Genomic DNA, 13,358 nt, shown 5'->3' on the forward strand with positions numbered 1-13,358 from the left:
CCATGGACAAGCGAGTTGAGCCCAGCCGCACACAGCCGCAGTTCGAACTCCGTTGCGGCGGGCTCCACGTGATCATTCACCGCGTTCCCGTCTGGCTCATCACGCTCGTGACCACGGCCACCGGCACCGGGGCCGCCTGGTGGACCAGCCGGTAGGCGGGCGGGGTCCTCACGGGAGGGGGGCCATTTCGACGGCCGCACAGCGCCAGCGGAGGTCCGGGCCCTGTTCGAGGCGGAAGGCCATCGCCGAGACGCGGTCGCCCGTGGCGATGCGGGCGAAGGCCTCGATGACGCCCGGGCCGGGGTGGAAGCGCCCGCAGTGCCGCAGGACCGGGCGCAGCCGCTCGCGCCTCGGTTCTGCCCGGCCGCCGGGGTCATGGGCGGGGCCTGCGGTGGCCAGGGTGACGAGCTGGTCGTAGGCCGGACCGACGGTGAGGCCGAGCAGGGAGTGCACCGGCCGCTGGCCGCTGACCACCGCGAGCAGCCGTTCCGCGAACCAGTCGTGCGGGCCGCGCGGGCGGCGGGGGCCGCACGGGCGGCGCTGGTCGTGGCGGCCGGGGGGCCGGGTGGTGTTCCTGGTCATGGCGTGGTCCCCGAGAAGTCCGGGCCCGAAGTGGTACCGGGCGGTAACTTGATAGGGGATCTTCTACGGGCCCTGCCCACCCTCCGCAACGGCCCCGGAGGTGCACGGAAGAGCGGCTCCGCGTTCACCTATCCGAGTGCCCGGCCGGGCCCGCCCGCGGCGCCGGGCGCGGGCAGCGGAGTCCCTGGTGGACGTGATCCGGCCGCGGGGCAACAGCCCGAAAGGGGACGGCCGCCGCCGGAAAAGGCCGTACGGCCGTATCCTGAGGGGGTTTGACGACTACCGAAAGCAGCCGGCCATGCGCGTGTACGTCCCCCTGACCCTCCCCGGGCTCGCCGAGGCGCACAAGGCGGGTGAGCTGGGCCCCGCCCCGCTGCGCGCGTACGCGGTCACGCCCGGGCTGCGCGAGTGGTACGTGTCGGACGACATCGAGGAGCTGGAGTACGCCGCCCTGAGCCGGGCCGCGGCCGCCTCCCTGCGGATGCTGGCCGAGGACCCGGCCGCCCCCCGCAAGCGGGTCGTGGTCGCACTCGACGTCGACGACAAGGCCGCCACCGCCACCCCCGGGCTCGACGAGGCCACCCTCGGCCAGGTGACCCTCGCCGGCGCCGTCCGGCTCGCCGTGGCCGCGGCCGTCCACGTCGACGCCGAGGACGCCGAGGCCGATGTCAGCGCCGCCGCTGCCGCCGTCCCCGCCGCCGACCGCGGCGACGACGACGCCCGGTTCACGGTGGACGGTGCCGAGGACCACGAGCTGCTCTGGTTCGGCGTCCAGGAGATCCCGGGGCTGCTGAAGTGAGCATTCCGGCCACCGCCACCCGCCCCGGCAACCCCTCCGCGCCCGTCCACATAGTCTGGGACTGGAACGGCACCCTGCTGCACGACATCGACGCGGTCCTCGCCGCGACGAACGCCTCCTTCGCCGAGTTCGGCTTCGCGCCGGTCACGCTGGAGCAGTACCGCGAGCTGTACGTCGTCCCGGTACCGAAGTTCTACGAACGGCTGATGGGTCGGCTGCCCACCGAGGCGGAATGGGCCGTCATGGACGACACCTTCCACCGGTACTACTGGGCCGCCGCCGATGCCGCCGGGCTCACCGAAGGGGCCCGGGAGCTGCTGCACGACTGGCAGGCGGAGGGACTCACCCAGTCCCTGCTCTCCCTCGCACCCCACGAGAAACTTCTGCCGCTGGTCCAGGCCCACGGCATCGACCGGCATTTCCTGCGCGTCGACGGGCGGGTCGGCCCTTCGCACACCTCGAAGGCCGGCCACCTCGTCCGCCATATGGCCGCATTGGCGGACAGCGGGGTGTCGGCCGGTCATACGATCCTGATCGGCGACGCCGTCGACGACGCGCTGGCCGCTGCGCACGTAGGTGCGAGAGCCGTCCTCTACACGGGTGGTTCGCACAGCCGCCGCAGTCTGGAATCGGCGGGCGTGGAAGTCGTCGACACCCTGGCAGAAGCCGTACGCGCTGCTCGCCGCCTGGCCGAATAAGTACTTGCACGAACCCGCCCGCGTCACTGCGCACTACGTCAAAGTTCCGGACCTGCTTTTGTACAGATCTGGTGCGTGACGGACAGGGGGTGCGGCGAGATAGCCTGGTACCCGTGATCAGCGCGATAGTCATCGGAGGCACCGCAGCCTCCGGCCAGCGCCCGGCGCACGACCGTGCCCGGGCCTTCGCTGATCCCTGCCGCCGGGAGCCCCAGCCGATCATGGCCTGTTCCCTCCCGGCCGGCTCTCACCACGGCATGGCGCCGATTCCGGACGGACACCCCGCCTCGCGGCGCTACGTCATTCCTTCCTTCACCTACGTCACGCAATGGCGCGCGACAGGAGCCAGAGGACATGCAGACCAAGCTGGACGAAGCAAAGGCCGAGCTGCTCACGAGGGCGGCCCGGGTAGCTGAGCACAGCCCGGCCGGGGGGCTACTTCCGACTGGGTCCGAGCAGGGGGAGCGTCCCGACCCGGACACGACTCTCGCCTACCTCCAGCGCTACTACCTGCACACCGCCCCCGAGGACCTCTTGGACCGGGACCCGGTCGACGTGTTCGGGGCCGCGCTCTCCCACTACCGGCTGGCCGAGAAGCGCCCGCAGGGCACCGCGAGCGTCCGCGTGCACACCCCCACGGTCGAGGAGAACGGCTGGACCTCCAGCCACTCGGTCGTCGAGGTCGTCACCGACGACATGCCCTTCCTCGTCGACTCCGTCACCAACGAGCTCTCGCGCCAGGGCCGCGGCATCCACGTCGTGATCCACCCCCAGGTCGTCGTCCGCCGGGACATCACCGGCAAGCTGATCGAGATCCTCGGCCCCGACTGCGACGCCCACGGCCCCCGCACCGCGCGCCCCCACGACTCCCTCGTCGAGTCCTGGATCCACGTCGAGATCGACCGCGAGACCGACCGCGCCGACCTCAAGCAGATCACCGCCGACCTCCAGCGCGTCCTGTCCGACGTGCGCGAGGCCGTCGAGGACTGGGAGAAGATGCGCGACGCCGCGCTGCGCATCGCCGACGGCCTGCCCGACGAGCCGGTCGCCCCGGACCTGCGCGAGTACGAGCTCGAAGAGGCCCGGGAGCTGCTGCGCTGGCTCTCCGACGACCACTTCACCTTCCTCGGCTACCGCGAGTACAACCTCGTCGACGACTCGCTGGCCGCCGTCCCCGGCACCGGCCTCGGCATCCTGCGCTCCGACCCGCACCACAGCGGCAAGGACGACGGCCACCCGGTCTCGCCGTCCTTCAACCGGCTGCCGGCCGACGCGCGCGCCAAGGCCCGCGAGCACCGCCTGCTGGTGCTGACCAAGGCCAACAGCCGCTCCACCGTGCACCGCCCCTCGTACCTCGACTACGTCGGCGTGAAGAAGTTCGACGCGGACGGCAACGTCGTGGGCGAGCGCCGCTTCCTCGGCCTGTTCTCCTCCGCCGCGTACACCGAGTCCGTGCGCCGCGTCCCGGTCATCCGCCGCAAGGTCGCCGAGGTCCTCGAAGGCGCCGGGTTCGCCCCGAGCAGCCACGACGGCCGCGACCTGCTGCAGATCCTGGAGACCTACCCGCGCGACGAGCTGTTCCAGACCCCGGTCGACAAGCTCCGCGAGATCGCCACCTCCGTCCTGTACCTCCAGGAACGCCGCAAGCTGCGGCTGTACCTGCGCCAGGACGAGTACGGCCGCTACTACTCGGCCCTCGTCTACCTTCCGCGCGACCGCTTCACCACCGGTGTCCGGCTGCGGCTGATGGACATCCTGAAGGAGGAGCTCGGCGGCATCAGCGTCGACTTCACCGCCTGGAACACCGAGTCGATCCTCTCCCGCATCCACTTCGTCGTCCGCGTCCCGCAGGGCACCGAGCTGCCCGCGCTGACCGACGCCGACGTCGAGCGCGTCGAGACCCGCCTGGTCGAGGCCGCCCGCTCCTGGGCCGACGGCTTCGGCGAGGCCCTGGTCGCAGAGCTGGGCGAGGAGCGCGCCGCCGAACTGCTGCGCAAGTACGGCACCGCCTTCGCCGAGGGCTACAAGGCCGACCACTCGCCGCGCGCGGCCGTGGCCGACCTGTGCCACCTGGAGCGGCTCTCCGCCGGCGAGGGCGAGTTCGCGCTCTCCCTGTACGAGCCGGTCGGCGCGGGCCCCGGCGAGCGCCGGTTCAAGATCTACCGCACCGGTGAGCAGGTCTCGCTGTCCGCGGTCCTGCCGGTGCTCCAGCGCCTGGGCGTCGAAGTCACCGACGAGCGCCCGTACGAGCTGCGCCGCAGCGACCGCAGCAACGCCTGGATCTACGACTTCGGCCTGCGGATGCCGCTGGCCGGCGCCGGCGACCACTACCTCGGCGACGACGCCCGCGAGCGCTTCCAGGACGCCTTCGCCGCGGTCTGGCGGGGCGACGCCGAGAACGACAACTTCAACACCCTGGTCCTGAGCGCCGGGCTCACCTGGCGCCAGGCCGTGGTGCTGCGCGCGTACGCCAAGTACCTGCGCCAGGCCGGCGTGAACTTCAGCCAGGACTACATGGAGGACACCCTCCGCAACAACGTCCACACCACCCGGCTGCTGATCTCGCTGTTCGAGGCCCGCCTGTCGCCCCACCGCCAGGCCGCCGGCACCGAGCTGATCGACGCCATGCTGGAGGAGCTGGACGGCGCGCTCGACCAGGTCGCCTCGCTCGACGAGGACCGGATCCTGCGGTCCTTCCTCACCCTCATCAAGGCGACGCTGCGCACCAACTTCTTCCAGCTCAACGCCGATGGCGAGCAGCACGCCTACGTGTCGATGAAGTTCGACCCGCAGGCGATCCCGGAACTCCCGGCGCCGCGCCCGGCCTTCGAGATCTGGGTGTACTCCCCGCGCGTCGAGGGCGTCCACCTGCGCTTCGGCAAGGTCGCCCGAGGCGGCCTGCGCTGGTCCGACCGCCGCGAGGACTTCCGTACGGAGATCCTCGGCCTGGTCAAGGCGCAGATGGTCAAGAACACCGTCATCGTGCCCGTCGGCGCCAAGGGCGGCTTCGTCGCCAAGAACCTGCCGGACCCGTCGGTGGACCGCGACGCGTGGCTCGCCGAGGGCATCGCCTCGTACAAGATCTTCATCTCCGCGCTGCTCGACATCACCGACAACATGGTCGGGGGCGAGGTCGTGCACCCCAAGGACGTGGTCCGCCACGACGAGGACGACACCTACCTCGTCGTCGCCGCCGACAAGGGCACCGCGACCTTCTCCGACATCGCCAACGGCGTCGCGGAGGCGTACGGCTTCTGGCTGGGCGACGCGTTCGCCTCGGGCGGCTCGGCCGGTTACGACCACAAGGGCATGGGCATCACCGCCCGCGGCGCCTGGGAGTCGGTCAAGCGGCACTTCCGCGAGCTCGGCCACGACACCCAGTCCGAGGACTTCACCGTCGTCGGCGTCGGCGACATGTCCGGTGACGTCTTCGGCAACGGCATGCTGCTCTCCGAGCACATCCGCCTGGTGGCGGCCTTCGACCACCGGCACATCTTCATCGACCCGACCCCGGACGCGGCGACCTCGTACGCCGAGCGCCGGCGCCTGTTCGACCTGCCGCGCTCCTCGTGGGCCGACTACAACACCGAACTGCTCTCCGCGGGCGGCGGGATCCACCCGCGCAGCGCGAAGGCGATCCCGGTCAACGCGCAGGTGCGCGCCGCCCTCGGCATCGAGGCGGGCGTCACCAAGATGACCCCGGCCGAGCTGATGCAGGCGATCCTCCAGGCCCCCGTGGACCTGCTGTGGAACGGCGGCATCGGTACGTACGTCAAGGCGGCGACCGAGACGCACGGGGACGTCGGCGACAAGGCCAACGACGCGATCCGCGTCAACGGCGGCGACGTCCGCGCCAAGGTGATCGGCGAGGGCGGCAACCTGGGCCTGACCCAGCTCGGCCGTATCGAGTTCGCCCGGATCGGCGCCGGCGGCGAGGGCGGCAAGGTCAACACCGACGCCATCGACAACAGCGCCGGCGTGGACACCTCCGACCACGAGGTGAACATCAAGATCCTGCTCAACGCGGTCGTCGCCGACGGCGACATGACCGTCAAGCAGCGCAACAAGCTGCTGGCGGAAATGACCGACGAGGTCGGCAGGCTCGTGCTGCGCAACAACTACGCGCAGAACGTGGCCCTCGCCAACGGTGCGGCCCAGGCCCCCAGCCTGCTGCACGCCCAGCAGCGCTTCATGCGCCGCCTGGAGGGCGACGGCCTGCTGAACCGGAGCCTGGAGTTCCTGCCCACCGACCGGCAGATCCGCGAGCTGCTGAACAACGGCAAGGGCCTGACCCAGCCGGAGCTCGCCGTCCTGCTGGCCTACACCAAGATCACGGTGGCGGACGACCTCATCGCCACCGGGCTCCCCGACGACCCGTACCTGCGCCGCCTGCTGCACGCGTACTTCCCGGCCGCGCTGGGCGCGAAGTTCGCGGACCAGATCGACGGGCACGCGCTGCGCCGCGAGATCATCACCACCGTCCTGGTCAACGACACCGTCAACACCGGTGGTTCGACCTTCCTGCACCGCCTGCGGGAGGAGACCGGAGCCTCGGTGGAGGAGATCGTCCGGGCACAGCTCGCGGCCCGCGAGATCTTCGGCCTGGCCGAGGTGTGGGACGCGGTCGAGGCCCTGGACAACCGCGTCGCGGCCGACGTCCAGACCCGGGTGCGGCTGCACTCGCGGCGCCTGGTCGAGCGCGGCACCCGCTGGCTGCTGAACAACCGGCCGCAGCCGCTCCAGATCACCGAGACGATCGAGCTCTTCGGTGAGCGGGTGCGCCAGGTCTGGGACGAGCTGCCCAAGCTGGTGCGCGGCGCGGACCTGGAGTGGTACCAGTCGATCGTGGACGAGCTGACCGACGAGGGCGTGCCGGACGAGCTGGCGGCCAAGGTCGCCGGATTCTCCTCGGCCTTCCCGACGCTCGACATCGTCGCGATCGCGGACCGCACCGGCGTGGACCCGCTGGACGTCGCCGAGGTGTACTACGACCTCGCCGACCGCCTGGACATCACCCAGCTGATGGACCGGATCATCGAGCTGCCGCGGGCCGACCGCTGGCAGTCCATGGCCCGCGCCTCCATCCGCGAGGACCTGTTCGCGGCGCACGCCGCGCTGACCGCCGACGTACTGGCGGTGGGCAACGGCGACTCCACTCCCGAGCAGCGCTTCAAGGCGTGGGAGGAGAAGAACGCGGCGATCATCAGCCGGGCCCGGACGACCCTGGACGAGATCCGGGGCTCGGACGACTTCGACCTGGCGAACCTGTCGGTGGCGATGCGGACGATGCGTTCCCTGCTGCGCGCGCACAGCTGACCGCTGCGGGGCGTTGACGGCTGAAGGGCGGCCCGGGATCTCGGATCCCGGGCCGCCCTTCGGCATGGCGCCGGCGGTGGGCTTCCGCGTTCCGCCGCCGGTGGGGATGCGGGGAGCCGGGCTCAGGAACCGGGAGCGCGGACCGAGCCGGTGCTCTTACCGGTGGGGTCGCCCAGGAAGCAGATGACGTTGCGCTCGCCGAGGTCCCAGGTGGAGGACTGCGGATAGTTGTAGATCGGCTCCATCTTCTGGGGGAGCTTGGCGGCATCGCCCGTGTAGGCGGTGAGCGCTGCGCTGCCGCACTTCTCGTCGGCGATCCGGACGATCTGCTCCTTGCCGGGGTACGGACCGTCCTCCAGCGTGAAGACGGCGTACGCCTCCCCCTCGTGGGGCTGGTCGCAGGGGACCACGCGCACCGACACGCCGGCGTCTGCATCCTTCTTCTTGGTCAGATCGTCGTCCGTGGTGAAGCAGTCCCCCTTGCGGACGTCTTCCGTATCGCTGGAGCCCTCCTCGGTGACCTGACCGCCGGCGTCGCGCTTCGGAGGGGGACCGTCGTCCAGCACTCCGAAGTAGACCAGCGCGAGCACGGTGGCCACGCCGAGCACGAGGAGCGCCAGGACGGTCCGCGGCTTGGTCTTGCGCGGCGTCTGCGGCCCGGGCGGTCCGGGCTGCCCGGGTTGCCCCCACCGCGGATGGGGATCGGGCGGCGACGGTGGCGGCGGTGGTGGCGGTGGCGGTCTGGACATGGTGCACCGGCCTCCTTGTATGGGGGAGCCGCAGCCCACAGCCGGGCGGTGACACCGCGGCCGCCGGGCCTGCCGGGGCGCACGGCGCCCGGAGACGGCCGGCTCCGGCATGCTCGGTGAGCTGTCGGGCGGCCCGATCCCGGCACGGCCGACGGCGACGGGCGCCAGCGGTGCCACTTCCCGTCCGGCGTGGTGCACTACCTACGCTACCCAGGGTGGCGCGGCCACGCCCGTCGTCGTGGACCCCGGGCTCAGCGGCCCGCCGTGAACCTCTCGTACGCGTCGCAGACCTCGGCGGAGGGGCCGTCCATGCGCAGGACGCCGGCCTCCAGCCAGATCGCCCGGTCGCAGGTCTCACGGACCGTGTGGATGCCGTGGCTGACGAGGAACACGGTGCCGGCCCGCTCGCGGAGCTCCTCGATGCGGGCCTGGCTGCGGCGCTGGAAGGCGGCGTCACCGGTGGCCAGGGCCTCGTCGATCATCAGGACGTCGTGGTCCTTGGCGGCGGCGATGGAGAAGCGCAGCCGGGCGCCCATGCCGGAGGAGTACGTCCGCATCGGCAGGGAGATGAAGTCGCCCTTCTCGTTGATGCCGGAGAAGTCGACGATGTCCTGGTAGCGCTCGCGGACCTGCTGTTTGGACATGCCCATCGCGAGGCCGCCGAGGACGACGTTGCGCTCGCCGGTCAGGTCGTTCATCAGGGCGGCGTTCACGCCCAGCAGGGAGGGCTGGCCGTGGGAGTAGATCCTGCCGCGGGCCACGGGCTGGAGGCCGGCGATGGCCTTGAGCAGGGTGGACTTGCCCGAGCCGTTGGTGCCGATGAGGCCGATGGCCTCGCCCTTGTACGCGGTGAAGCTGACGCCCTTGACGGCATGCACCTCGCGGACGCCCGGGGCGGGCCTGCCGGAGAAGATCCGGCTGAGGGCGGCGGTCGCGGTGCCCTTGCGGGAGCCGGCGCCGTGCACCGTGTAGACGACGTGGACCTCGTCGGCGATGACGGTGGGCATGCGGGTGTCGGGGACGACCGCCGCGGCCGGCGTGCGGGTCGCCGTCGCGGTGGACGTCGCGGTGGACGTCGCGCTGGACGTCGCGGTGTCAGCCACGGCCGTACTCCTCCTCAGCCTTCCAGAAGTAGATGAATCCGCCGACTCCGGCGAGCAGCGCCCAGCCGATGGCGACGGCCCACACGTGGTGGGGCAGGGCGTGCGGGGTGAAGCTGTCGATCAGCGCGTACCGCATCAGGTCGATGTAGACGGCCGCGGGGTTGAGCTTGAGCGCGGTCATCACCCAGTGCGGCAGGTCGTCCTTGGTGAGCATCTGGTCGATGGACCACATGACGCCGGAGGAGTACATCCAGGTCCGCAGGACGAACGGCATCAGCTGGCTGACGTCTGGGCTCTTGCTGCCGATACGGGCCATGACCATGGCGCAGCCGGCGCAGAAGACGGCCATCAGCAGGAGGGTCGGAGCGGCCAGCAGCCAGCGCGGGCCCGGGGTCTGACCGAAGGCCAGCAGCAGGATGACGAGCGCGCCCATGGTGACGAGCAGCTGCTGGAAGAGCTGCACGACCGTGGAGATGGGCAGGCTGGCGCGCGGGAAGTGCAGGGCGCGGACCAGGCCGAGATTGCCGTGGACGGCCCGGGTGCCCGCGTTGACGGAGCTGCCGATGAAGTCCCAGACGAAGACGCCGGTGATCAGGAACGGCAGGTAGTCGGGCACGCCGTGGCTGGCGCGCATGGCGACGCCGAAGACGAAGTAGTAGACGGCCGCGTTGAGCAGCGGCGTCACCAGGTGCCAGACCTGGCCGAGTTTGGCCGTGCTGTACGTGGCGTGCATCCGGGCGGTGGCGTACGCGGTCACGAAGTGGCGGCGTCCCCAGAGTTGGCGCACGTAAGCGGGGAGCGAGGGGCGGGCGCCGCTGAGGGTCAGCCCGTGGGCTGCCGCCAGTTCTGCGGGGGTGGTGGTCACGGTCGTCGCTTTCGACTGGGGGCACCGGCTGGGGCAGGTCCCGGCCGCAGGCCGGGAGAGCGACGGAACGGGTCCGTATCGTCGCTACGGCGAGGTTAGGGTGCAGCACGTCGGAACGCAACCGTATCGTCGTGACGCGCCGCGGCTATGCTCTGTGCATGACCACGGATCCCACCCCCACTCCCGCCCCCACCCGCCGGGCCCCGGCCGGCGCCGCCGTCCTGCGCGAGGACGTCACCGAGGCCATCCGGGCGGCGGTCGTGGATGAGCTGGCCGCGGTCGGCTTCGCCCGGATGTCGATCGAGGGGATCGCCCGGCGGGCGGGCGTCGGGAAGACGGCCGTCTACCGGCGGTGGAAGTCGAAGCTCCACCTGGTCCTCGACCTGGTGGGCGCCTTCGCGGTGGACGGCCTGCCGGTGCCGGCGACGGGCTCCCTGTACGGGGACGTACGGGCCCTGCTGGAGGTGATGTCGCACGTGCTGCGGCACCCGGTGGCCTCGGCGGTGATCCCCGACCTGCTGGTGGAGGCGGCGCGCAACCCCGAGATCGCGGACGCGGTGCGCGGAGCCCTGCTGGACGGGGAGCGCAGGATGGCCGAGGGCATCGTGTCCGAGGCGGTCGCCCGGGGCGAGCTGCCGCCCGGCGTGGACGCGGGGCGGGCGCTCGACCTGGCGATCGGCCCGCTGTACTGGCGCCAGGTCGTGGTCCGCGACGAGGTCCCGGCGGCCTACCTGGACGACCTGGCCCGCTCCGTGGCGGCCGGCCTCGCGGCCGGCCCGGAACGCGATTGCCCGGAACGGGCCTGAGCTACCGCGTGTAGAACGCGACCCGGAACAGCGCTGGCGAATATCCGGAAGCTGTCGGGGACCGCGCCTACGGCCGGAGTCCCGGAGTGGTCAGCGGGGCCGGAGTGGGCGCGGAAGCCGGAGCAGGGGCGCAGGACGGGGCCGCGGGAGCGGGCCGGCGGTCGGCCGGCGGGATCACCGCCGGGACCGGCACCGGCTGGCCCAGGAAGACCCGGCGCACGACCCGCTCGGCGGCATGCCCGTCGTCGAAGGCGCAGAACCGGGCCCGGAACGCGGCCCGCAGCTGCGCCGAGCGCGACCCCTGCCAGCGGCCCGTGGCGAAGATGTCCACCAGCTCGTCCGCGGTCCGGGCGATCGCACCCGGCGGACACGACCGCAGGTCGAAGTAGGTGCCGCGGGCGGCCTCGTACGCCTCCCAGTCGTCCGCGTGGATCACCATCGGCCGGTCCAGCGCCGCGTAGTCGAACATCAGGGACGAGTAGTCCGTCACCAACGCGTCCGACGCCAGGCACAGTTCCTCCACCGAGGGGTACGAGGACACCTCGATCAGCCGGGGATGGCGCACCGGAGGGGTCCCCGCCGCATCCGCGTACGTCAGGTGCGTCCGCCGCAGCAGCACGAAACGCGGCCCCAGGTCCCGCAGCACCCGCTCGAAGTCCAGGTGCTCCGGCCGGCTGCGCCGGTAGTCCCGGTGCGTCGGCGCGTACAGGATCGCCGTGGAGCCCTCCGGGATGCCGAGCTTCTCGCGCAGCCGCAGGACGTCCTGCGCGGTGGCCCGGTGGAAGACGTCGTTGCGCGGGTAGCCGTACTCCAGCGTGGTGTACGCGGCGGGGACGGCCTTCTCCCACACCAGGGTGGAGTGGCGGTTCGAGGAGAGCAGGAAGTCCCACTGGTCGGCGCCGCGCAGCAGACCGGCGAAGTCCGTCGTCGGGGTGGCCGCCGGGCGGTCCTGGAGGTCCAGCCCGACCCGCTTGAGCGGGGTGCCGTGCTGCGTCTGGAGCAGGATCTGGCCGGGCCGCTTGACCAGGGCGCGGTCGAAGTTGACGTTCGTGGTGAGGTACGTGGCGCGGGCCAGGGCCGTCCAGTACGCGGCCGAGCCCGGCCGGAGCATGGCCGTCTCCGGCGGAAGCGTGCCCGCGTGCTCCGAGTCGCAGATCCACGCCGTCCGCATCCGGGGCGCGAGCTCGCGCAGCTTGGCCTCGATCGCCGCCGGATTGCAGGCGTAGCCGCCGTGCCAGTACGCGGAGAAGACCGCCAGCTCCGACCGCAGCGGCAGCAGCCGCTGGACCCGGTAGTGCAGGCGCAGCCCCGTCTCGCACAGGCCCCGCCCCAGGAGCACGGCCGCACGGCCCGCCGCCAGCGCTGCCGAGCGCAGCACCGACAGGGTGCGGTACGTCCGGCGCAGGCCCGCCCGCATCAGGGTGTGGCGGATCCGGTCCGTCCGGGACGGTGACAGCGGCGGCGGGCCCGGGGCGCGGTAGCGGCGCAGCAGCGCCGAAGCCCGCGCGAAGAACTCGGCCCGGCTCGCCCGGGGGAGGCGGCGCGGGTCGGCGTACAGGGCGCAGAAGTGCTCGGCCATGCGCCGGTGGACGGTCGGCCGCCAGCGCTCCAGCTCCGGGCGGCTGCCGAGGTAGCCGAAGACCCGGTCGTACTGGTCGAAGATGTCGAGGTGGCGGCGGCTGGTGGTGGTCAGGATCGAGCCGGTGCGCCGCTGGCGGTAGTGCACGCACACCCGGTCCAGGACGGCCACCGACTCGGCGGCGAGCAGCGCCGGATAGGTCCAGGGGGTGTCCTCGTAGAGGCCGGGCGGGAAGCTCAGGCCCTCGCGCTCGACGTACTCCCGGCGGTACGCCTTGTTCCACACCACCATCAGCATGCCGAGCAGCGCGGGGCGGTCCGCCAGCCGGAAGCTGGCCGGGCCCTGTTCGGAGAGCCGGTGGGAGAGGCGGTTGCGCACCAGTTCGCCGGTCCAGAAGATGCGCGCGTAGTCGTAGACCAGGACGTCCGGGGAGCCCGTGTCCTTCAGCCGGTCCGTGATGGCCTGCAGGGCGCCCGGCGCGAGGGTGTCGTCCCCGTCGAGGAAGACCAGGTAGTCGCCGGTGGCCCGGGCCAGACCCACGTTGCGGGCCGGGCCCAGGCCCAGGTTGTGCGCCAGGTGGACGGCGGTCACGCGGGGGTCCCGGGCCGCGTACTCGTCGATGATCGAACCGCAGGCGTCGGGTGAGGCGTCGTCCACCGCGATCAGTTCCAGGTCCGCGTACGACTGGGAAAGGACCGAGTCCAGACTCTCCTGCAGGTACGCCTGCACCTTGTACGCGGGCACGATGACGCTGAACCGGGGCACGGCACATCCAGGGGTCGGCGCGGGCATGGTGCTCCCCCGGCCACCGCTGGCGGGGTGCCCCCGGGGAACCCCCACCCCTTGGACGGGGTTACGCGA

At 71.9% G+C, this 13,358-nt stretch carries 10 protein-coding genes; 5 read left to right on the top strand and 5 right to left on the bottom strand.

The genetic code is table 11. The features are described from left to right. Positions 1–2: 2 nt before the first annotated feature. Complete coding sequence (locus AC0666_RS03485; RefSeq protein ID WP_468968471.1) at positions 3–155, top strand: hypothetical protein; 153 nt, start codon at positions 3–5, stop codon at positions 153–155. Positions 156–168: 13 nt separating this feature from the next. Here AC0666_RS03485 and AC0666_RS03490 read toward each other — a convergent pair whose 3' ends face one another. After that, positions 169–582 (bottom strand): Rv3235 family protein, encoded by a 414-nt coding sequence (locus AC0666_RS03490; RefSeq protein ID WP_468968469.1) that lies wholly within the window; start codon positions 580–582, stop codon positions 169–171. 298 nt (positions 583–880) lie between these two features. Here AC0666_RS03490 and AC0666_RS03495 point away from each other — a divergent pair, with 298 nt between their 5' ends. From AC0666_RS03495 to AC0666_RS03505, 3 genes are all read left to right on the top strand, one after another. Then, complete coding sequence (locus AC0666_RS03495; protein WP_361724751.1) at positions 881–1,381, top strand: DUF6912 family protein; 501 nt, start codon at positions 881–883, stop codon at positions 1,379–1,381. After that, positions 1,378–2,079 carry an HAD family hydrolase gene (locus tag AC0666_RS03500; protein WP_468582686.1) on the top strand — a complete coding sequence of 234 codons (702 nt, stop codon included), beginning with the start codon at positions 1,378–1,380 and terminating at the stop codon, positions 2,077–2,079. Before AC0666_RS03495 ends, AC0666_RS03500 begins: the two co-directional genes overlap by 4 nt. A 354-nt stretch (positions 2,080–2,433) precedes the next feature. Continuing rightward, positions 2,434–7,395, top strand: coding sequence for an NAD-glutamate dehydrogenase (locus AC0666_RS03505; RefSeq protein WP_468968466.1), 4,962 nt, complete (start codon positions 2,434–2,436; stop codon positions 7,393–7,395). A 122-nt stretch (positions 7,396–7,517) separates the two neighbouring features. Here the strand turns inward: AC0666_RS03505 and AC0666_RS03510 are convergent, their stop codons facing one another. The 3 genes from AC0666_RS03510 to AC0666_RS03520 all read right to left on the bottom strand — a co-directional run bounded on the left by AC0666_RS03510 (position 7,518) and on the right by AC0666_RS03520 (position 10,112). Beyond that, a complete protein-coding gene (locus tag AC0666_RS03510; protein WP_478707006.1) occupies positions 7,518–8,144 on the bottom strand; it encodes a septum formation family protein in 627 nt (208 codons plus the stop codon). 251 nt (positions 8,145–8,395) lie between these two features. Beyond that, positions 8,396–9,151 (bottom strand): ABC transporter ATP-binding protein, encoded by a 756-nt coding sequence (locus tag AC0666_RS03515; RefSeq protein WP_469156514.1) that lies wholly within the window; start codon positions 9,149–9,151, stop codon positions 8,396–8,398. Positions 9,152–9,239: 88 nt separating this feature from the next. Further along, on the bottom strand, positions 9,240–10,112 hold the full coding sequence (locus tag AC0666_RS03520) for an ABC transporter permease (protein WP_468968461.1): 873 nt from the start codon (positions 10,110–10,112) through the stop codon (positions 9,240–9,242). Positions 10,113–10,270: 158 nt separating this feature from the next. Here AC0666_RS03520 and AC0666_RS03525 point away from each other — a divergent pair, with 158 nt between their 5' ends. Then, positions 10,271–10,918: a TetR/AcrR family transcriptional regulator gene (locus tag AC0666_RS03525; protein ID WP_478707007.1), complete on the top strand. Its 648-nt coding sequence runs from the start codon at positions 10,271–10,273 to the stop codon at positions 10,916–10,918. Positions 10,919–10,985: 67 nt separating this feature from the next. Here AC0666_RS03525 and AC0666_RS03530 read toward each other — a convergent pair whose 3' ends face one another. Beyond that, complete coding sequence (locus AC0666_RS03530; protein ID WP_478707008.1) at positions 10,986–13,262, bottom strand: bifunctional glycosyltransferase/CDP-glycerol:glycerophosphate glycerophosphotransferase; 2,277 nt, start codon at positions 13,260–13,262, stop codon at positions 10,986–10,988. Between the last annotated feature and the right edge of the window lie 96 nt (positions 13,263–13,358).

Source organism: Streptomyces sp. NPDC043680 (assembly GCF_056436685.1).

Coding starts and splice junctions, on each gene's coding strand:
- AC0666_RS03485 (WP_468968471.1), top strand. CDS start 3: ATGGACAAGCGAGTTGAGCCCAGCCGCACACAGCCGCAGTTCGAACTC.
- AC0666_RS03490 (WP_468968469.1), bottom strand. CDS start 582: ATGACCAGGAACACCACCCGGCCCCCCGGCCGCCACGACCAGCGCCGC.
- AC0666_RS03495 (WP_361724751.1), top strand. CDS start 881: ATGCGCGTGTACGTCCCCCTGACCCTCCCCGGGCTCGCCGAGGCGCAC.
- AC0666_RS03505 (WP_468968466.1), top strand. CDS start 2,434: ATGCAGACCAAGCTGGACGAAGCAAAGGCCGAGCTGCTCACGAGGGCG.
- AC0666_RS03510 (WP_478707006.1), bottom strand. CDS start 8,144: ATGTCCAGACCGCCACCGCCACCACCGCCGCCACCGTCGCCGCCCGAT.
- AC0666_RS03515 (WP_469156514.1), bottom strand. CDS start 9,151: ATGCCCACCGTCATCGCCGACGAGGTCCACGTCGTCTACACGGTGCAC.
- AC0666_RS03525 (WP_478707007.1), top strand. CDS start 10,271: ATGACCACGGATCCCACCCCCACTCCCGCCCCCACCCGCCGGGCCCCG.